This window comes from Vibrio pomeroyi (assembly GCA_041879425.1).
Taxonomy (GTDB): Bacteria; Pseudomonadota; Gammaproteobacteria; order Enterobacterales; family Vibrionaceae; genus Vibrio; species Vibrio pomeroyi_A.
Window position 1 is genome coordinate 2,023,779 of sequence record CP090854.1, and the last position, 20,187, is coordinate 2,043,965.

Genomic DNA, 20,187 nt, shown 5'->3' on the forward strand with positions numbered 1-20,187 from the left:
CAGATAAAGCAAGCGAACATCACTTACTTTAAACTAAACAAAAGGAGCCTCAGGCTCCTTTTTTCATACCCGCTCTCAAGAACAAACACAACTCTAAGATGGTAGCAAACTCACAAACTCGCACTTTCAAGCCCCCACAGCTCTGATATTCATAACAAAATCAAGTAAGGTAACCAGTCATTTAACGCATTGGATTCTAAAACTATGGATTGGTTGATTCTATTCTTGTCAGGCGTAATTGGCGGCGTGCTGAACTCTATTGCAGGAGGTGGCAGCTTCATCACCTTCCCCGCTCTATTGTTTGCTGGCGTGCCTCCTATCGCAGCCAACGCGACCAATACCTTTGCATCCTGTGCAGGCTACATCAGTGGCGCTTATGCACTGCGTCATGAGATCCAATCGGGTACCAAACAACTTAAACTGACCATTGCTTTATGTGTGATTGGCGGTGGCATTGGTGCCTTCTTATTGCTGCACACACCAGAGGCATTGTTTACTCAATCTGTACCTTGGTTGTTACTGTTCGCAGCCCTTCTTTTCACCTTTGGTGGAACGCTCAATAAATGGTTGAAACAAGCAACAGCAAAACACAAACACGCCACCAACGCTGGCGCCTTCTTTTCCGCTTTATTGCTTTTGATCGTATGTATCTATGGCGGATACTTTAATGCCGGACTAGGAATCGTCACATTGAGCTACTTAGCTCTGGCGGGTTACACCAATATCAACGTGATGAATGGGATTAAGCTGCTTGTTTCCGCTTGTGCATCACTTGCGGCGATCGTGTTTTTTATCGTAAATGGCTCGATTGATTGGCCATCAGGCATGGCCGTTTTGATGGGGACCTTGGTTGGTGGATATTACTCAGCAAAAATCTCTCGCCGCATCCCACAACAGTATGTTCGTAACACAGTGATCATCGCGAGTTTCTTAATCACCGCTTACTTTTTCTATACTAACTAGGCTTTATGCTAAGTCGGTTTGACACTAATTAAACCCGAGACTGAATCTAATCCTAACTGGAAAACACAGCGGGAAAGCTGACTCTCACATTACCTATCTCGCTATTTTATTGCTTATAAAATAGCCGTGTCGATATGTGTGAGACGAGTCCTTTAATTAGTAAATTTGATAACAATTTAGACTATTTTTTAGCCTTTCTTTTGCGGAAAGTGGGATAATTCTCCTGTCGAAAGTGAGACTTCATTAGGAGGCGTTATGAACATTAAGCTCGGTCATGTCATGTCATCAAGTCGACTCATTTGCTTTGTCGCTTTTCTCGCTGCCACATTCGCGTGGATTCTCAAAATGCCCGCTCTGTTTTCTGTGTCAGCGCTCTTCTTACTTATCAGTGCCATCGTTTATGTCACCGATCTTTGGAAGAATCAAAGAAAGAACCGCGAAGCTTAAGACTCAAGTACAACAAGCTGTACACGCTTGAATAAAGTACACACGTTAAAAAAGGAGCACTTAGGCTCCTTTTGTATTTTATGCTTTTGGCTGATTAGACGGCGTTATTAATGACGCTTCTTTATTAGCGACGCCTTGTTCTTAACGACGAAAGTTACGACCGTTGCCACCACGACGTGCTTTAAATGCCGATGCCGCTTTAGCTTGAGAAGCCTGGATAGACTCAACCGTTAACTCCATTGGCTCACGAGGTTCTAAACCGTGGCGGAATGTACGTGAACGCGGAGGCATCTGGTATTCGATGTCTGATGCTTTAGGCATACGCTTAAAACGATAAAGGTAGAAGTTTTCAACCTTCTCACGAGCCCACTCCGTCTTCTTCAGATATTTAACAGCGCTTGCTACAGTCGGCTTAGTATTAAAGCAGTTCATGCGCATTGCTGCATCCAAAATTTCCCAACCATAGTGATCCACTAACTCAGTGATCATGGTCTCAAGCTTTAAGCCGTGTAAAGGGTTATTTTGTTGCAGTTCGATTCTTTCTTCTTCAGTCATAACATTACCTTTTTCAAGGCAGCTCACGGCCTTGAATATACTCTAGAACACCGTCATCACTGACCGCTTCTAGCTCAATCACTTGGGCATTACATCCCTTGCCCTTATTTATGCCTTTATGATGGCATAAAGCATACTCGTTATCCTATTTATCTTTCAATTTAATTTAAAAATGGTCACTTACCATCCTGATGTTGCGTGTAATACAGCCATCCCTCTCCCGACGAAGGTTCTTCTCATCAGAGATCCAGCAAACTCGCGCAAGTTAACAAAAACCATGATAGAAGCATGAAATATCCCTATTTAAACTAATGAAATTTGAATTTATTAGAACGCAGTGTTGCGAATTTACAGCACGGTGCTATGTTAGAAGTGGTATAGAAACCTACAAATAACGATATTAAACAATGATATAAATATAAATAAAGGTTGGCTTTGACCATGTTTGACTACTCCCAAATCAGCAGAGTAGCCGCCCAAGATAAAGATATTATCGCCATCGTTGATGATCTCTTTAGGCTAGCTCGCGAGCATTACCCCATATTATCTCGGCTTTCCGTTGTACTATGCAGCGAAAACAGAGCATCGAATTACTTTGTTTCAGACACGCTGTGCCAAGAAGCAGAACATCGCTACATAGAACAAGAACTTAAACCAGAATCAGCTTTGTCTCGAATGGCTGAATCTCTCGATATTCGAATCATCCACGATCTCACCTCGATCAAACCGACCAAACAAATTTCACACTTACTCCAGCTTGGACACCAAAGCAGTTATACAACGCCCATTCGCTATCAAGAAAGTAACCTTGGATTTGTGTTTATCAATGCATCGTCAACGGGCTTTTTTGCTAAGGAATATATCCAGTGTGATATTGCCTATCTCTCTCAGCTTATCTCGAGTTTGTTTGTTCAACTGTTTGAAAGGCAACGTCACTTTCAGTCGTCATTAGCCATCGCCTTAAACATGGGACACGCTCGCGACCCTGAAACCAAAGAGCATCTGATTCGCATGGGAAAATACAGTGAACAGATCGCCAGAACGATGTCCCAGAGTAATAATGAAATCACACACCAGTTCATTCATCGTATTCGTTTATACGCCCCCTTCCACGATATAGGAAAATATCGAATCCCAGATAACGTGTTATTTAGCACCGGTCGTTTCTCAGCAGAAGAAAGAGCCATCATGAACAATCACACCTTATATGGCGAAGAGATGATTAACGATGTGGTGTCCCTCTCCCATCATTGCTCTATGTGTTCTGATGAAATTCAGTTCATTAAGAATATTGTGCGTCATCACCACGAGCGATTTGATGGCTCGGGGTTGCCTGATGGTCTGAGTGATACTGCGATTCCACTTGAAGCACGAATTGTAACGCTCGCGGATGTGTTTGATGCGCTGATGAGCAAAAGAGCTTACAAGCACGCATGGTCATTGGATGAAGTCATGGAATACATTGAAGCGCACAACGGTTCGATGTTCGACCCTGAATGTGTTGAGGCGCTTAAACAGAACCTAGACGGCTTTATGGCAATTCGGGAGCAATATAACGACGATGTAAAACCCCAGGCCATAATGGCTTGAACTGTGATGCCTTGAACTGTAACGCTTTGGTTGTGTAGACCAAAGAAAACGCGAGCCAATAAAAAAGGATGCCAATTGGCATCCTTTTATTTTCTAGTTTTCAGCTGAAAGAACAAACGTGTTCTTTACTGATTCTAACTAACGATTATACGTCGTAAGTTGTAGAAGCAGTGTCGCCGCCTGTACCAGTCCAGTTTGTGTGGAAGAATTCACCACGTGGACGGTCAGTACGCTCATAAGTGTGAGCACCGAAGTAGTCACGTTGAGCTTGAAGCAGGTTAGCTGGTAGACGTGCTGTTGTGTAACCGTCTAGGAAAGATAACGCAGAAATCGTACATGGCATTGGGATACCAGACTCTAGAGATTTCGCTGCTACTTTACGCCATGCTACTAGGCTACCTTGTAGGATGTTTTTGAAGTACTCGTCAGAACCTAGGAACGCGATGTCTGGGTTTGCTTCGTACGCATCACGGATGTTGCCTAAGAATGCAGAACGGATGATACAACCACCACGCCACATTAGTGCTACGTTACCGTAGTTTAGGTCCCAGCCGTTTTCATTCGACGCTTCACGCATTAGCATGAAACCTTGAGCGTAAGAGATGATCTTAGAAGCCAGTAGAGCTTGACGTAGTGCATCAACCCACTCTTGCTTGTCGCCTTCAACTGGAGTGATTGTTTTCTCAAACAAAGCTTCAGCTTCAACACGTTGGTCTTTAAGAGCAGACAGGCAACGAGAGAATACAGACTCAGAGATTAGAGTTAGCGGGATACCTAGGTCTAGCGCGTTGATACCAGTCCACTTACCAGTACCTTTTTGGCCTGCAGTGTCTAGGATCTTCTCAACTAGCGCTTCACCGTCTTCATCTTTGTAGCCAAGGATGTCAGCAGTGATTTCAACTAGGTAGCTGTCTAGCTCAGTCTTGTTCCAGTCAGCGAATACTGCTTGCATCTCGTCAGCAGACATACCTAGGCCATCTTTCATGAACTGGTATGCTTCAGTGATAAGCTGCATGTCACCGTATTCGATGCCGTTGTGTACCATCTTAACGAAGTGACCAGCACCGTCGTTACCAACCCAGTCACAACAAGGCTCACCAGCGTCAGTTTTTGCAGAGATACCTTGGAAGATTGGCTTAACCGCTTCCCAAGCTTCAGCTGCGCCGCCTGGCATGATTGAAGGACCGAAACGAGCACCTTCTTCACCACCAGATACACCAGTACCGATGAAGTGGATGCCTTTCTCACGACAATGCGCTACACGACGGTTAGTGTCTGGGTAGTTAGTGTTACCACCATCAATGATGATGTCGCCTTCGTCTAGAAGTGGGATTAGGTTTTCGATGAACGTGTCTACAACGTCACCAGCACGAACCATAAGCATCACTTTACGTGGCGCTTCTAGCTTCTCAACTAGCTCTTCTAGAGAGTAAGCACCAACAATGTTAGTACCTTTAGCTGGGCCTTCTAGGAACTCGTCTACTTTCGCAGCAGTACGGTTGTGAGCCACAACTTTGAAGCCGTGGTCGTTCATGTTTAGGATAAGGTTCTGACCCATTACTGCTAGGCCAATTACACCGATATCACCTTTCATTATTTATATCTCCTTGCGGCTAGTCGCACTTATGCGATAGCACTTGCTGCATTTGAATCTAGGAACCACTCTGTCTCGCCAGTTTTAGACTGGATTTTCGCTGCCGGGTAAGGCAACTCTGAAGCAGGGGTAGTATGAATTTCTTTAACGATCTCAACTTTACCTGCACCCAGTACTAGGTAGCTGATTCGTTTTGCTGCTTCTAAAACTTTTGCGGTTTTAGAAACACGGATTTGACCAGACTCAGGGTGAGAAGCCAGTACAGACAGGTTCTCATCTTGGTAGTTGGTTGCACCCGGGAATAGTGAAGCTGTGTGACCGTCTGCGCCAACACCTAGCAAAATCCAATCGAAAACTGGCGTGCCGTTTTCAGTTGGAATTACGTCTGCCATCTCTTTTGCGAAACGCTCTGCTTCTGCTTTAGGTTCATCTTCACCACGAATGCGGTGGATGTTTTCAGCAGGAAGGTTCACTTGAGTAAACAAGAGCGCGTTAGCTTCACCGAAGTTGCTTTCAGCGTCGTCTGGTGCAACGCAACGTTCGTCGCCCCACCAGAAGTGAAGGTTATTCCATTGAATGCCTTCTGCGTATGGTGCTTGAGCTAAAAGCTTGAAAAGCATTTTTGGCGTGCTGCCACCAGACAATGAAATGTGAACAGGTTTACCCTGCTCGCTGTACGCTTTCATTTCGTTTGCTAGAGTTTCAACAACCAATTCTGGCGTTGCAAAGATCTTGTGATTGATCATAGTTCGCAGTAATCCGTGTCTGTTAAGTTTTTGCATGGGAAACGCCATGCGCGGCCATCACGTTGCAGAAGTTCATCCGCTTCCTGTGGGCCCCAAGTACCACAAGCATAGCCAAACAGTGCTTGAGGATCTTGCTTGAAGTCTAAGATTGGTTGAACGTACTTCCAACATGCTTCTACTGCATCGGTACGTGCAAACAGAGTTGCATCACCGTTAAGTGCATCAAGAAGAAGACGCTCGTAAGCCGTTAGCATTTGAGTTTCAGGCAAGTCAGAGTAAGAGAAGTTCATTTTCACTTCTTTTGCTTTGAAGCCTGCGCCCGGCTCTTTCAAGCCAAAACTCATCTGAATACCTTCGTCCGGTTGGATACGGATAATCAGTTTGTTCTCTGGTGCATCTTGACCAAATACTGGGTGTGGCGTGTTCTTAAAGTGAATCACGATTTCCGTTACGCGCGTTGGTAAGCGTTTACCTGTGCGAACGTAGAAAGGAACACCATTCCAACGCCAGTTGTTGATGTGCGCTTTCAAGCCGATGTAGGTTTCAGTACGAGAATCGTCTGCTACACCCGGCTCTTCACGGTAGCCTAGCAAGTGCTGGCCGCGAACGTCTGAAGCTGTGTATTGACCAAGAACGAGATCTTTACGCAGGTCATCTTCCTCAAGAGGTTTCAGACACTGAAGTACTTTAACCACTTCGTCACGAATAGAATCAGCATTGATTTGAGCAGGTGGCTCCATACCAACCATCGCTAGCACTTGCAGCAGGTGGTTTTGGAACATGTCTCGAACTGCGCCAGAACCATCGTAGTATCCGCCACGCTCTTCAACGCCAAGGAACTCAGCACCTGTGATTTCAACGTATTCAATAAAGTTACGGTTCCACAGTGGTTCAAACATCGCATTTGAGAAACGAAGCACTAGAAGGTTTTGTACCGTTTCCTTACCAAGATAGTGGTCAATACGGTAGATCTGGTGTTCTTGGAAGTGATGATGGATCTCTTCATCTAATGCTTGAGCAGAAGCTAGGTCGTAACCAAATGGCTTCTCGATGATCAGACGACGCCAGCCGTTCGTTTCATCGTTCAGGCCATGCGCAGCAAGGTTTGCTGGGATCACACCGTATAGGCTTGGTGGCGTTGCCAAGTAGAACAGTGTGTTATGGTTTTCGAATTGGTAGTCTTGCTCAAGCTTGTCTAGACGTTGTGCTAAACGAGCGTAATCTTCGACATCTGAAGTGTTGATCGCTTGGTAATGCAAATGTTCAATAAATGCATTCAGCGTCTCAGGTTCAGTTTGTTCCATTTCCTGAAGAGACTTCTTCAGCTTCTCACGGTAAGACTCATCGCTGTACTCAGTACGGCTCACTCCAAGAATCGCAAAGGATTCTGGTAGTTGATTGCTAGCATACAGGTGGTACAAAGCAGGAATTAACTTGCGGTAAGTTAGATCTCCCGACGCACCAAAAATAACGATGCTGCTGTTTTCAGGTATTACCATCATCTTTCCTATAAAAACAAGGTTTTTAGTATTCGCCAACGGTATCAGCGACATACGAAAATAGATAATAGGTCTTAGCTATTACATCAATAGCGAGTGCCTATTACACTTGAGAATGCGTTTGGTAAACGAGGGTGAATGCTATCACCTCTATTCGGGACAGTATTGTCTATGAGTATTTGATTTACATCAACCACTGTGAAAGCAATCGATTAAATATTGACTCATTTCGAACAAATTCTAATCGATAGCTGAGTTCACAAAGGTAGAAATAGCAGCAAATCGGCATTCTCAAACATTGTAGTCAAGAAAGAATGGCATCTGGTCTGTGGAGTGACTTGTGGATGTTAAAAGGGAAACTAAAACCAGCTTATTCAACTGGTTTTACAGTTTATTTGGAATGTAAAGGTATCTTCGGATGAAGAGAGCTTCTTGAGCGCCCTTATCTTTTCGCTTTGTTATAACAACGTTCAGGACGACCAACGGTGCCGTAGTTTAAATCGGCAACCAACTCACCGGTCGTGATCAAGAATTCTAGGTAGCGTCTGGCAGTGGTTCGGCTTGCACCAATACGTTCACCTGCCTCATCAGCCGTAATATTCGTCGCGTCAGCTTGTTGAAAGACCGCACGAATCTTATCGAGCGTCACACCATCGATCCCTTTGGGTAACGTCGATACTTTCGCTGAGTCTGCTTTCGCATTGGCTTGCAACATCTTGTCGACCAAGCCTTGGTTAAGGTCAGATACGCTCTCAAACTCTTGCTGCTGCGATTGGTACTTTTTCAATGCCGCTTCCAAACGAGGAAACATCACAGGTTTGAGTAGATAGTCGACCACTCCGCCACGCATTGCTTGCTGCAAAGTGTCGACGTCACGTGCTGCGGTAATCAAGATAACATCACAACCTTGATTGCTGCCGCGAACGTGGTTGAGAATGTCGAGCCCACACCCATCCGGCAGATAAACATCCAAAAGCACCAAGTCAGGCTTCAAAATATCAAGCTGCATTAAGGCTTCAGACTGTGTGGTCGCGATGCCAACCACATCAAAGCCTCCCATCTGTTCTAAATAACGATGGTGAAGCTCTGCAATCGCAATATCATCTTCAATGACCATGACTCTCGTGATTGCGTTCATTTATGTTCTTCCTTTAACCATTGTATTCCTGTCACGATGATCGTCACTCGATCGCTTCGTGCTTAATTATTATTGTTCTTCTTTTGGTAGATACACCGTCATGCGCGAGCCAAAGTCAGGGTTATCAACCATTTCTAATTGCCCTTGATAGCGGTCGGCTAACTGCTTAATCAAATATAAGCCGACACCACGGTTCTGTTTCGCTTTGCTCGATACGCCTTTTTCAGTGAGGTCATTGGTTGCCAAGTGTTTGGGCAAACCACAGCCTTTGTCTTCTACTTCAACAATAATCTCATTGCCAAAATCACTAATAGACACATCAATCACACGGCGCGCCGGGGCTATTTGCCCTTCTTGTTTAATCGCCATCATGGTGGCATCAAACGCGTTATCAATCAGGTTACCGAGAATAGTGACAACGTCATCCGCATTTAAACGGCTTGGCAGCGCCTCAAGTCTTGAGCCTTCTTCGACTTTGAGCTCTAAACCAATCTCACGTGCACGTTCTGTTTTACCCAGCAACATGCCCGCAATCAGTGGGTCTTTGACTGTTTCTCTCAAGAACTCGATCAAACTTTGATAGTGAGCCGTTTCTTGTCCAATCAACTGCTGAACAGATTCCAACTCACCCATCTGAATCAAGCCGCTAATGGTATTCAACTTGTTCTGGTGTTCATGTGTTTGTGAACGCAATAGATCCGCATACTCTTTAGTTTGAGATAGCTGATCCGTTAAGTCATTAATCTCATCTCGTAAACGGAAACTGGACACCGCGCCAACCACTTCACCAGCCACAATAATCGGACTTCGGTTGGCAATAATTCGTTTGTTATTCAGGTAAAGCTCAACATCATGATCGGTATCACCCGTCGATAACAGCTGCTCTAAATCACTGCCAGCTAACACATCAGAAAGGCGTTGCTGGTTGAGCGCTTTATCTCTATCAATAGACAAGATGTCACAAGCACTTTTGTTTATTGAGCGCAAAATACCGTTCTTATCGATACTTAAAATACCCTCTTTCACGGTACTCATAGTCACATCAAGCTCAACGTATAAGCGACCAATTTCTTCTGGCTCAAAGCCCAAAATAGCACGCTGAAAGCGACGAGAAACATAACTTGAAATCAATGCGTTAACGGCAACCACCAGCAAGGCCATCACAATCAAAAAGGCTAAATAAGGTTCTATTCTGTCTTGCAGTGAATCTAAGAGATAACCCACTGATACCACGCCAATGACAGTATCGTTCGAGTCTTTGACGGCCGATTTACCACGTACCGAAAACCCGAGTGAACCTTTTGCCGTCGATACGTAAGACTCACCAAGTACCAGTGCTTTCTGGTTGTCACCGCCGCGCATGGGTTTCCCCAACCTGTCGTCGTATGGGTGAATTAAGCGAATGCCTTTCTCATCACCAACCACAATAAACGCCGCACCAATTAACTGCGTGAGGTTTCGAAACTTAACTTGGGTCTCTTCAGATAAAACGTGAGGAATGCCAGCAGCATCCAACGTTCCATTTTCTTGAATAATGCGGGTGACAAGTGGCGATTCAGATAGAAATTCAGCAACACCTAACGCTTTCAAACCCATCTCTTGCTCTTGAGATTGTTTGATATAAGAAAAACCTGCCGCTGAGAGTATCAACAACTCAACGAGGCCAGTGACCGTCATGATAATCAGTAACCTTTTACGGAAACTGATGCTACTCCATTTCATATAAAACCGTCCCTAGTGCTTAACGATTAATGTTAACACCAAGTTAATCTTATGACCTTTGCGCTTATACGAATTTGTGACTGTTACTCAACTAAATAATTGACCAGATTATTAATTGATATTCCTTTACGTTATACGGCCCAAACAATCGCTCACTTTTAGAACGGATTAGCTTAAAAAGACAAATAAGCGAATAAATATTGAGCTAGATCACTAAGCTTTTAGGTGTTTTTTAGGTTGTTTAAAATAAACACAATTATAATGGTTGCATATGAAGGAGTTTATTGTTGCCAAGCTATACGTTGCAATTTTAAGGCAGCGTTTTAAACCGAAGTTTCGGTTAACACAAAAGCAACAACTCTTCACTCACTGGACGTATCGATAAGTAAAAGTTGCGCGCTCGCCGTTACGAATGATGAACAAACGGATTAAGTATTCTCCCCTATTCATCCATCGCTATTTGACACTCGGATAGTTAGACAACCGGCTAGTTAGACAACGAAGAGGTGACTGATAAAAGCAGCGCCCAATAATAAAGCATTGATGAGCAGGAAGTATCGATCAGTGGCAACGTCCAATAGAAACAGGATAAAAAACATAACGTATAAACATTGTTGAAAAGGAAACCAGGCAATGAAACGCGATAATTTTGGAATCTGTCTAACAAAGGCTATGTTGTTCAAAAACTTACAATCTACTTTCACTCATGTCAGAGCATATGAGAAGAACGAGACATCCCCGCTCGATCTAAAAGTATTGTTAGCTTTCCCGCAAATGTCAGGTAGAGATTTACTACAAACGATGCAAGGTTCAAGACAATTGGTGTGGCGCGCCGATCATCATTGTCCAAGCTTTAAATAGCGCCAATCAATATGTAGTAACCTCTTCTATACTGAACTTAAAGAGCACGATTCGTCGTGCTCTTTTTGTTTCTATGCCGACAGCCATTAAACCCTTAATAGTATTCACATTATATTAACGAGCGGCTATGCTAATTGTTCATATGAGGTAATCTGTTCAAGACAAATGATTATCCCCCTGTTAACATTAGAGCTAATACTCTAATTTGGTATTTAATGCAGATGACCAAACCGACATTCCGACGCCTTGCGATTGCCAGTATTCTTATCGGTGCTATCAGTTCGCCAAGCTATGCTGCCCCACTCACTTTTTCTGAGGCGTGGCAAATACTCCAAGAGAACAACAACTCTCTTGCGGCTCAACAAGCTAACGTTGAGCGTTATCAACACCTTCAAAATGCAACTGGAAGCCTTAACCTGCCTTCTGTAACGCTAGGCGCTAACTACACTCACCTTGATAGTGACGTGACCATTAATGGCGAACAGTTTGCAGATAGCCTAAGTGGCGTACCAGCTGGCTTATCTGGTATTGGAGCCATTGCTCCCGGGCTAGTTTCATCTCTCGGAGGTATCACCTCCACCATCACCGAACAAGACATTTTCAGCTCTTCCATTCGCGCAGTTTGGCCTATCTTTACTGGCGGACGAATTAATGCGGCACAAACCGCAGCTGAAGGTAAAAGCGAAGAAGCGCAAAGCCAACTCTTGATGGAAAAGCAGGCTCGCTACGAAGACTTAAGCAAATACTACTTCTCGGTGATCTTAGCGGAAGACGTCGTGAAAACGCGTCAAGCCGTAGAAGCTGGCTTAACTCAGCACCGAGATTTCGCTATCAAGATGGAACAACAAGGGCAAATCGCAAGAGTTGAACGTTTACAAGCGGATGCTTCTTTAGATAAAGCGGTCGTTGAACGCACCAAGGCTGAGAATGACCTCAAGATTGCTCAGCTAGCACTGACTCAAATTCTTGGCCAAAGCCAGAGTGTTGAACCTTCAGAGCAACTGTTTATCAACAAGAACCTACCCCATATGGATGTGTTCATTGATCAAACACTGATGACGTACCCCGGCCTTAAGATCCTTGATGCGAAAGAGAAACAAGCGAGCAGCTTAATCAAAGCGGAAAAAGGCAAATACTACCCAGAAGTGTACCTTTACGGTGATTACAGCCTTTACGAAGACGATTCGCTAGCGAGTGAAATGAAACCAGATTGGTTAGTCGGCATTGGTGTGAACGTACCTCTGATCGATACTTCTGGTCGCTCTGATAAGGTAGCCGCTGCGCACAGTGCAGTTTCACAGGTTCAATTCCTTAAGTCACAAGCCAAACAAGACTTAACCGTGTTGGTACAAAAAACCTACCTTGAAGCAAACCAAGCGATTGAAGAAGTTCAAGGGCTCAACTCTAGCTTATCGTTAGCTCAAGAGAACCTATCACTTCGCAAAAAAGCGTTCACTCAAGGCTTATCTAACTCGTTAGAAGTGGTTGATGCTGAACTATACCTTGCGAGCATTAAGACACAGCAATCTGCTGCGCGATTCAAATATCTTATATCTCTCAACAAGCTTTTGGCGCTTACCAGCGAAATGAATGCTTACTCAAGTTACTTAACTTCTTCTGTTACGTCTGATTTCGACTCAAAAACAGACACCGCTAGCCAGTCAAAAGGATAATTCATGAAACCTATTAAGCCCCTTCTTTTATCTATAGTTGGTATCGGCATTATTGGCTGGGTCGGATACAGTTTTTACCAAGCATATCAGCCTCAACCTATTAAGCTTCAAGGCCAAATCGATGCGCAGCAATACAGCATCTCTTCTAAAGTACCTGGCCGAATTGACCAAGTATTCGTGCGCAAAGGTGACTCTGTCGAGAAAGGTGAATTGATCTTCTCTCTACTTAGCCCTGAGATCGACGCGAAATTAGAACAAGCGAAAGCTGGCCAGAAAGCCGCTGGCGCATTAGCTCAAGAAGCCGAGAATGGCGCACGTACTCAGCAAATCCAAGCCGCTAAAGACCAATGGTTAAAAGCTAAAGCTGCTGCCGATCTGATGAACAAAACCTACCAACGTGTAAACAACCTTTATAACGATGGTGTTGTCGCTGAACAAAAACGTGATGAAGCCAAAACACAATGGCAAGCCGCGAAATACACAGAAAGTGCTGCCTTCCAGATGTACCAGCTGGCACAAGAAGGTGCTCGTGATGAAACCAAAGTAGCCGCAGCTCAAAAAGCGTTAATGGCTGCAGGTGCCGTGGCAGAAGTTGAAGCCTACGCAAAAGACACACAGATCCACAGCTGGTTTAGTGGTGAAGTGTCTCAAGTATTGCTAAGCAGTGGTGAATTAGCGCCGCAAGGTTTCCCTGTTGTTACCGTAATCGATACTCAAGACGCGTGGGCGGTACTTAACGTTCGTGAAGACATGTTGAAGCACTTTGAAAAAGGCACGCAGTTTGATGCTTACCTTCCTGCTTTAGACAAATCACTGACCTTTAAAGTAACTCATATTGCCGTAATGGGTGATTTTGCGACTTGGCGTTCAACCGATGCAGCGCAAGGCTTTGACTTACGTACATTCGAAGTAGAAGCACGCCCTGTCGACACGGACGAAACACTGCGCATGGGTATGAGCCTTGTGGTTGAGCTTTAGGTGACTTATGTCTGCTAATTCTCACTTACCAGAGCATCACAAAGCGAAAAGCAATTTGCTTAGACAGTGGGCGATAGTCCGTAAAGATAGGTGGTTGTTGTCATGTCTAACTTGGATACCCTTGCTGCTTGCAGCAAGTATTTGGCTGATTTTCTCGCAAGGCATCGCCCGCGATTTACCCGTTGCAGTGGTTGATCTTGAACATAGCCAAATCTCGCAACAATTCACTCGTCTTGTTGATGCGTCACCGACCCTACAAGTGACTCAAAAATACAGCTCAGTGAGTGAAGCAGCTAAGGCGATGATTGAGCGCGATATCTACGGTTACGTTGTGATACCAAAACACTTCGACCGTGATCTCTACCTAGGTTTAAACCCGCAAGTGTCTGTGTTCTACAACAGTCAATTCATCTTGATAGGTAAACTGGTCAACTCAGCACTGTTGCAGGCTCAAGGTACTTTTAACGCTCAGCTTGAAGTGGTTAAACAGCTTTCACACGGTGATACCACGGTCCAATCAGCATTAGGCCAAGCAGTCACGGTACAAAGTCAGATCACGCCATTGTTTAACAAGAACACCAGCTACGCACAGTTCTTGGTGTCTGCTGTTATTCCTGCTTTATGGCAAATCATGATTGTGGTCGGCACGATACTGGTGTTAACCGCAAACGTTAGAGCTCGTGGGCTAAAGGCATGGCTTTCACACTCCCCTGTAAAGTCGTTAGTCTCAACATTAACTCCTTACGTGGTTCTGTTTTTAGCGTTTGGTATTGCGTTTAGCTTTTGGTTCTATCGTCTGCTCGACTGGCCATTTAACGGAAGCTTCATGGCATTGACAGTTGCCCAACTGCTGACTGTGATCAGTTGTATCATCATGGGTTGTTTGTTCTTCTTTTTAACACTCGATCCAGCAAGAGCGATGAGTTTCGCTGGTGCGTTTACGGCACCAAGCTTCGCTTTCATGGGGATTACTTTCCCGGTAACCGACATGAACACGGCGGCTCAAGTATGGAGAAGCTTACTGCCAGTCAGTCACTACATTGAAGTACAAACGGCTCAGTCCAGTTACGGTGTGAGCGCGGCGCAATCGCTGATAAACCTCACTTCAATGTTTTGGTATGTTGTTCCTGCTTTTGTGGTGATCTTATTGATTAATAAGCACTTAGCGCAAGCGACACAGGCAGAACATCAAGGAGTAAATCAATGAGCTTTACTCAACTGCTGAAACAAGAACTGTTAGCGGTACTTCGCAACCCGGTTGTATTGCTCACCGTATTTGGTGGCGTGGTCTTTTACTCATTCTTGTATCCACTACCTTACGCCAATCAAGTGCCTCAGCAATTGAAAGCGTCCGTGGTGAACCTGGATAAGACCCAAAGCAGCTACCAGTTAGAAAGAATGGTCGATGCAACCTCTCAAATCGATTTGGTTCGTCGAGATTCAACCATCGAAGATGCGAAACAAGCTGTGCTGAACCAAGAGATAGGCGGGTTCATCGTCATCCCACAAGATTTCTATAAAGATCTGCTTCTTGGAAAGAGCCCTACACTCTCTTATGCAGGCGATGCGTCTTACTTCTTGGTGTACGGAACCATTGTTGAAGGGTTAGCCAAAGCCGGAGGCACGTTAGCCGCACAAGTTAAGGTCAGTCACTTGCTAGTCGAAGGTGTGCCGTTAGAGTCCGCAACCAAAGGCTACAGCGCGTTTAGCTTGAACCTAAAACCAACCTTCAATAGTCGCATGGGATACATCGATTATGTTGTTCCTGCTGTATTTGTGTTGATTCTGCAACAAACCTTAGCCATGGCTTCTGGTTTAGTTGGCGCAACCCAAAACGCTCAATCAACATTTGGATATTGGAGTAGAACACCACCAGCCAAGTTGATCCTTGCTCGTTGTTGTACCTTAGTCGGCATTTATTATTTGCTGTCCATGTACTACTTCGGCGCCAGCTTCTCGATGTATGGGATTAACTTGATTGCCTCTATGACTCAAATTCTAACTCTGCTGTTGCCATTCTTATTGGCCAGTTGTTTAATCGGAATTTTTATCGGTGAGCTAGTACCAAGAAGAGAGCTAGTCACGGTTGTGGTATTAATCAGCTCAATGCCGCTTATCTTCTCGTCTGGATTTATCTGGCCTGTTGAAATGATGCCGCAGTGGTTAGTACTGCTATCAGAGCTATTCCCAAGTACCCCTGCAATTCAAGGTTTCTTAGCGCTGAATCAGATGGGCGCTTCCTGGCAAGAAGTTGCACCTCAATGGACACTGTTATGGGGACAGGTTGCTCTATGGGGTTCGTTGCTGGCACTTAAGCTCTACCACAAATCGAGTAAAAGCGTCGTTATCAGCAGTACGAGTACCAACCATAGCAACGGCAACAGCAACAGCAACAGTCATTAAGCTGTTTGACTCATCGACAACCATTAAAAAGCTCTGATAAAGGGCTTTTTTAACGCCTCCAAACTTGGTGACCATTTACCATCGAATGGTTAGAAGGCGCCAAAGACATATCAAGTATTCAAATCCCCTTCACCCACAGCTATCAGGTTTAGAGCGCTTTGATCGTAAATCACGCCTCAAGATCCATGGATTCGTTTTAAACAAGAATAAACCGCCTACCTAACAGAATTCACCTGCCGCTATTGCCACCACTGCATATGCCTTTTCAAACTCGAAAACCATCTACTTATTCCAAAATGATGACAAAACCCGAATAATTGTAAATTTATTGTAAAAATTTCTTTGATGACATTATTTTTATGTATAGGGTTATCAATAAGACTTGATAGGCCGAATATCATAGTCTGATTGTTGGACGTACCGAAAGGATCTCCATATAAAACGTGATTAGTAGTTATATTTATTTCGTATTTTGACTTAGCAACAGAGCTTTTGTCGCTACCAAAGAAATATATAAGCTATTGAAATACAAAACAAACACAACAGCAACAAACATAATTTAATAAAAAGCAGGGAAAACCATGAAAAACATAAGAGAATTATTTTTTGGGTTTATATTATTGTTTAGTTCCAGTGCATTTGCAGAAGAAGGGTCATTTAATCAAGCCATTAGCAACTTAAGCCAAAGTGTTGATGGATTTTTCAACGAGTACACAGGATGGTTCGTTGGATTAATATTTAAAAGCGTGCCAGTAGGTGAAGCCAACTTCCCGATAATTGTTGGGTGGCTATTACTTGCTGCACTCATCTTTACTGTTTATTTTGGCTTCGTTCAATTTAAACGTGTCGGCATGGCTATCGACATCATTAAAGGTAAGTACACCGACCCTAAATCGAAAGAAGATGGCGAGGTTTCTCACTTTCAAGCTCTAACAACCGCTCTTTCAGGAACGGTAGGCCTTGGTAACATTGCTGGTGTGGGTGCTGCACTTGCGATTGGTGGCCCTGGGGCAACATTCTGGATGATCTTATGTGGCATCCTCGGGATGGCTTCTAAGTTCTGTGAGTGTACCTTAGGTGTGAAATACCGAACTATCTTACCGTCAGGCGTTGTTTCAGGTGGTCCTATGTACTACCTAAGCCAAGGTCTTGGTGAAAGAGGTTTAGGTGGACTCGGTAAGGTGCTGGCTATCGGTTTCGCACTGATGTGTATCTTGGGCTCTTTGGGTGGCGGTAACATGTTCCAAGCCAACCAAGCTCATGCAATGTTAACTTACGCTTTTGATATTCCTAGCGAATACGGTGTTATCACTGGCCTTGTGCTCGCTGCTTTAGTTTTCTCTGTAATTGTTGGTGGTATGCCTTCTATTGCATCGGTAACCGAAAAAGTCGTTCCTTGGATGGCTGCGCTATATATCGGTATGGCAGTGATTGTTATCGGTTCTAATCTTGATCAAGTTGGTCCTGCGTTCAGCGCAATCTTTACAGGTGCATTTACTGGCGAAGGTGTCGTTGGTGGATTCATTGGTGCGTTAATTCAAGGCTTGAAACGTGCAACGTTCTCCAATGAAGCAGGTGTTGGTTCAGCCGCTATTGCTCACTCAGCGGTTAAAACAAAAGAGCCAATCACTGAAGGTCTAGTATCACTATTAGAACCGTTCGTTGATACGGTAATCATTTGTACAATGACAGCATTGGTTATCACTATCGCAGGCCTAAACACAGGTCCATTCGATGGTACAGGCCTAACGGGTGTAACCCTAACTGCGGCATCATTCACTGAAACTGCAGGCTTCTTCAAGTACACACTAGCCCTAGCCGTTATCATGTTTGCGTTCTCTACCATGATTTCTTGGTCGTACTACGGTCTTAAAGCATGGACTTACCTATTCGGTGAAGGCAAGACAACAGAGCTTATTTTCAAAGTGATGTTCTGTGTGTTCGTTGTGATTGGTGCGACCATTCAATTTGGTGCGGTAATCGACTTCTCTGATGCAGCTATCTTTGCAATGTCTATCTTTAACATCTTAGGTCTATACTTCTTGATGCCTGTTGTTAAGAAAGAACTGCAATCATTTGTTGCTCGCGTGAAATCTGGCGAAATCAAAACTTACGAGAAATAACTTCTCTTCAGTGCTTATCGTCAAATAACACTGTTCTAAAAATTTTTGTAATACCCTTTGCTTGAGAAAGCGAGAACAGTACTGCAATTAATCTAAAATCCCTACTGGCTATGGTTTAGCTCGTAGGGATTTTTGTATCTGGATTCGCTTGTTCAAGCCGTTCAGGATCTTGGCTTAGTTTTTTACGATCCACCAGCTCTTCTACTTCAATCATATCTCTTTGCGCTAGTGGCGAATTACAATCATCGAAGCAATAGGCTACGGTGCAGTTCTCACACTGATATTCATTCATGGTTTAATCCCTGTCCATTGAGATGATCTAATCAAAGAATGACAACAGACTGCGTGTTCATCCTAGAACAACGCTATTATGCTGTTTCTCAACCCTATAAATATGCGTGCACTGTCACCAAATATTCAATTAAGCACATATTAAAACTATTTTACGGCTCTAATCACGAATAGCTTGGTAATGGTGTGAAACGGTTCTTAACTGTATGACTCTCCTAGCGAGTCATACATTGCGCAGCTCACCTACAAAAATAACCTGGAACGAAAAACGCCCACACCATTTACATGATGTGGGCGTTTGAATAGTTACAGCTAAAGACGGATGAATTAAAGGTTTGAGCTTATAAGCCCATCTCTTCGGTTAGCGTTTTGATTTGCTTGAGATCCATGGTGTGGACTTCAATCATTTGTCTGATGTCACTTAGACGAGAGTTCGCGTTGTCTTGCTTCTCACACGCGTCAGATTTTGCATCCCATGAAGTGCCATCTAAGAAAACATCACACGCTTTCTTAAGTGAACCAAGGTTCTGTTCGAGTTCGTCTCTTTCTTTCTCAAGCTTTTCAAGTTCTTGAGATATTTGTAATTCTTTACGGAACAGTTCACGAGAGCGTTCAAACAAGGTCGACTGCATATCCGCCTGACGGTTTAGCTTTTGATTATCTTGCTCTGTTTTGTCTAGCGTTTGCTTTTGTTCGTTTAACTGCTGCTCTAACGAGTAATTCGCTTTCTCTAAAACCGCAGATTGTTTCGCTAACTCTTGGAGCTCTTTTTGATGCTCTTCAGCCTGTTTCGCTAACGCAACTTCTACTTTGGCGTCGATCTCGGTATCGACTTTTGCCACCTTTGCTTCAACCGACGTCATCAATTCTGTTTTGCTGTCGCGCACTTCTTGATAACGGGTTTCGAGTACCTGATAAGTGGACTCCCACTTCGAAGCCGTCACTGTAGAACCGATTAAGCCACCCAGAGCTAACCCTATAACCGCCGCAATGCCGATATAGAGCTGACTGCGCTTATCGCGTTCTTCAATAACAACCACTTCATCTTGTTCGCTTTGTCCAGATTGCTGGTTCACTAGCGGGTACTCCCAAAAATATGTTTAACGTTACGCGGTCACTGGCACTAATGCCAATACTGATTGTGTAGGTTCAGTTAAACCTGTCGCTCAAGTCACAAGCACTTGAGCTTTACTAACACGCTCATCCCATCTGCTCACAGACGGCTTAACGAGTTAACTCCGAAATCATCAAGCTGGCAGTATACAAAAGGAAGCTGCTGACGATAACTATCACTACCCATTTTTGCAGTTTTTCGTTGGTCCGGTAACGAAACAATACAAATGCCAAAGCCAATAAAAAAACAATCGCTATTAGTCGAGTCATAACTCCTCCTTGTTTCCCTATTTTATACCATTTAAATAAGCAAGTTACGTCAGAGTCGCGTTGTTTGATCATTTAGTTGAACAACATTTGTGCAAACAGATATTTTGTAGCTGACATCACATTTTATATGATTTAGGATACGCCTACAGATTACCTAATTATTTAGGTAATTGTTCCGATGAAGACTGCAGGAGAGTGGTTTTTAACTAAATATTAACATT

At 44.0% G+C, this 20,187-nt stretch carries 17 protein-coding genes; 9 read left to right on the forward strand and 8 right to left on the reverse strand.

Going from position 1 to position 20,187, the window contains the following annotated elements:
* Positions 1-204: 204 nt before the first annotated feature.
* Complete coding sequence (locus L0992_09015) at positions 205-963, forward strand: sulfite exporter TauE/SafE family protein (GenBank protein XGB65867.1); 759 nt, start codon at positions 205-207, stop codon at positions 961-963.
* A 255-nt stretch (positions 964-1,218) separates the two neighbouring features.
* A complete protein-coding gene (locus L0992_09020) occupies positions 1,219-1,410 on the forward strand; it encodes a hypothetical protein (GenBank protein XGB65868.1) in 192 nt (63 codons plus the stop codon).
* A gap of 141 nt (positions 1,411-1,551) precedes the next feature.
* On the opposite strand, the gene L0992_09025 is transcribed toward L0992_09020, so the two are convergent.
* Positions 1,552-1,965 (reverse strand): VF530 family DNA-binding protein, encoded by a 414-nt coding sequence (locus L0992_09025; GenBank protein ID XGB65869.1) that lies wholly within the window; start codon positions 1,963-1,965, stop codon positions 1,552-1,554.
* 429 nt (positions 1,966-2,394) lie between these two features.
* Here L0992_09025 and L0992_09030 point away from each other — a divergent pair, with 429 nt between their 5' ends.
* Positions 2,395-3,555 carry an HD domain-containing protein gene (locus L0992_09030; GenBank protein ID XGB65870.1) on the forward strand — a complete coding sequence of 387 codons (1,161 nt, stop codon included), beginning with the start codon at positions 2,395-2,397 and terminating at the stop codon, positions 3,553-3,555.
* 145 nt (positions 3,556-3,700) lie between these two features.
* On the opposite strand, the gene gnd is transcribed toward L0992_09030, so the two are convergent.
* The 5 genes from gnd to L0992_09055 form a co-directional block, all read right to left on the reverse strand.
* A complete protein-coding gene (gene gnd, locus L0992_09035; GenBank protein XGB65871.1) occupies positions 3,701-5,149 on the reverse strand; it encodes a decarboxylating NADP(+)-dependent phosphogluconate dehydrogenase in 1,449 nt (482 codons plus the stop codon).
* Positions 5,150-5,178: 29 nt separating this feature from the next.
* Positions 5,179-5,895: a 6-phosphogluconolactonase gene (gene pgl, locus L0992_09040; protein ID XGB68713.1), complete on the reverse strand. Its 717-nt coding sequence runs from the start codon at positions 5,893-5,895 to the stop codon at positions 5,179-5,181.
* Positions 5,892-7,394 (reverse strand): glucose-6-phosphate dehydrogenase, encoded by a 1,503-nt coding sequence (gene zwf, locus L0992_09045; protein XGB65872.1) that lies wholly within the window; start codon positions 7,392-7,394, stop codon positions 5,892-5,894. Before zwf ends, pgl begins: the two co-directional genes overlap by 4 nt.
* Positions 7,395-7,836: 442 nt before the next feature.
* Entirely contained in the window at positions 7,837-8,532 is a 696-nt protein-coding gene (locus L0992_09050) for a response regulator (protein ID XGB65873.1), read from the reverse strand.
* Positions 8,533-8,601: 69 nt separating this feature from the next.
* Entirely contained in the window at positions 8,602-10,254 is a 1,653-nt protein-coding gene (locus L0992_09055) for a sensor histidine kinase (GenBank protein XGB65874.1), read from the reverse strand.
* 633 nt (positions 10,255-10,887) lie between these two features.
* Here L0992_09055 and L0992_09060 point away from each other — a divergent pair.
* The 6 genes from L0992_09060 to L0992_09085 all read left to right on the forward strand — a co-directional run bounded on the left by L0992_09060 (position 10,888) and on the right by L0992_09085 (position 18,292).
* The gene (locus tag L0992_09060; protein ID XGB65875.1) at positions 10,888-11,115 is read left to right on the forward strand and encodes a hypothetical protein; all 228 of its coding nucleotides are present in this window, start codon (positions 10,888-10,890) and stop codon (positions 11,113-11,115) included.
* Between the two features lie 215 nt (positions 11,116-11,330).
* Positions 11,331-12,788, forward strand: coding sequence for a TolC family protein (locus L0992_09065; GenBank protein ID XGB65876.1), 1,458 nt, complete (start codon positions 11,331-11,333; stop codon positions 12,786-12,788).
* A 3-nt stretch (positions 12,789-12,791) separates the two neighbouring features.
* Entirely contained in the window at positions 12,792-13,766 is a 975-nt protein-coding gene (locus L0992_09070) for a biotin/lipoyl-binding protein (GenBank protein ID XGB65877.1), read from the forward strand.
* 7 nt (positions 13,767-13,773) lie between these two features.
* Complete coding sequence (locus L0992_09075; protein XGB65878.1) at positions 13,774-14,973, forward strand: ABC transporter permease; 1,200 nt, start codon at positions 13,774-13,776, stop codon at positions 14,971-14,973.
* On the forward strand, positions 14,970-16,169 hold the full coding sequence (locus L0992_09080) for an ABC transporter permease (protein XGB65879.1): 1,200 nt from the start codon (positions 14,970-14,972) through the stop codon (positions 16,167-16,169). The genes L0992_09075 and L0992_09080 overlap by 4 nt, the downstream gene beginning before the upstream one ends.
* Positions 16,170-16,750: 581 nt before the next feature.
* Positions 16,751-18,292, forward strand: coding sequence for an alanine:cation symporter family protein (locus tag L0992_09085; protein XGB65880.1), 1,542 nt, complete (start codon positions 16,751-16,753; stop codon positions 18,290-18,292).
* 115 nt (positions 18,293-18,407) lie between these two features.
* Here the strand turns inward: L0992_09085 and L0992_09090 are convergent, their stop codons facing one another.
* Complete coding sequence (locus L0992_09090; GenBank protein XGB65881.1) at positions 18,408-18,584, reverse strand: hypothetical protein; 177 nt, start codon at positions 18,582-18,584, stop codon at positions 18,408-18,410.
* A 340-nt stretch (positions 18,585-18,924) separates the two neighbouring features.
* The gene (locus tag L0992_09095; GenBank protein ID XGB65882.1) at positions 18,925-19,659 is read right to left on the reverse strand and encodes a chromosome partitioning protein ParA; all 735 of its coding nucleotides are present in this window, start codon (positions 19,657-19,659) and stop codon (positions 18,925-18,927) included.
* Positions 19,660-20,187 lie beyond the last annotated feature (528 nt).

Bases quoted from the DNA above. Each gene is read 5' to 3' on its own strand.
- L0992_09015 (XGB65867.1), top strand. From the start codon at position 205: ATGGATTGGTTGATTCTATTCTTGTCAGGCGTAATTGGCGGCGTGCTG.
- L0992_09020 (XGB65868.1), top strand. From the start codon at position 1,219: ATGAACATTAAGCTCGGTCATGTCATGTCATCAAGTCGACTCATTTGC.
- L0992_09025 (XGB65869.1), bottom strand. From the start codon at position 1,965: ATGACTGAAGAAGAAAGAATCGAACTGCAACAAAATAACCCTTTACAC.
- gnd (XGB65871.1), bottom strand. From the start codon at position 5,149: ATGAAAGGTGATATCGGTGTAATTGGCCTAGCAGTAATGGGTCAGAAC.
- pgl (XGB68713.1), bottom strand. From the start codon at position 5,895: ATGATCAATCACAAGATCTTTGCAACGCCAGAATTGGTTGTTGAAACT.
- zwf (XGB65872.1), bottom strand. From the start codon at position 7,394: ATGGTAATACCTGAAAACAGCAGCATCGTTATTTTTGGTGCGTCGGGA.
- L0992_09050 (XGB65873.1), bottom strand. From the start codon at position 8,532: ATGAACGCAATCACGAGAGTCATGGTCATTGAAGATGATATTGCGATT.
- L0992_09055 (XGB65874.1), bottom strand. From the start codon at position 10,254: ATGAAATGGAGTAGCATCAGTTTCCGTAAAAGGTTACTGATTATCATG.
- L0992_09060 (XGB65875.1), top strand. From the start codon at position 10,888: ATGAAACGCGATAATTTTGGAATCTGTCTAACAAAGGCTATGTTGTTC.
- L0992_09065 (XGB65876.1), top strand. From the start codon at position 11,331: ATGCAGATGACCAAACCGACATTCCGACGCCTTGCGATTGCCAGTATT.
- L0992_09070 (XGB65877.1), top strand. From the start codon at position 12,792: ATGAAACCTATTAAGCCCCTTCTTTTATCTATAGTTGGTATCGGCATT.
- L0992_09075 (XGB65878.1), top strand. From the start codon at position 13,774: ATGTCTGCTAATTCTCACTTACCAGAGCATCACAAAGCGAAAAGCAAT.
- L0992_09080 (XGB65879.1), top strand. From the start codon at position 14,970: ATGAGCTTTACTCAACTGCTGAAACAAGAACTGTTAGCGGTACTTCGC.
- L0992_09085 (XGB65880.1), top strand. From the start codon at position 16,751: ATGAAAAACATAAGAGAATTATTTTTTGGGTTTATATTATTGTTTAGT.
- L0992_09090 (XGB65881.1), bottom strand. From the start codon at position 18,584: ATGAATGAATATCAGTGTGAGAACTGCACCGTAGCCTATTGCTTCGAT.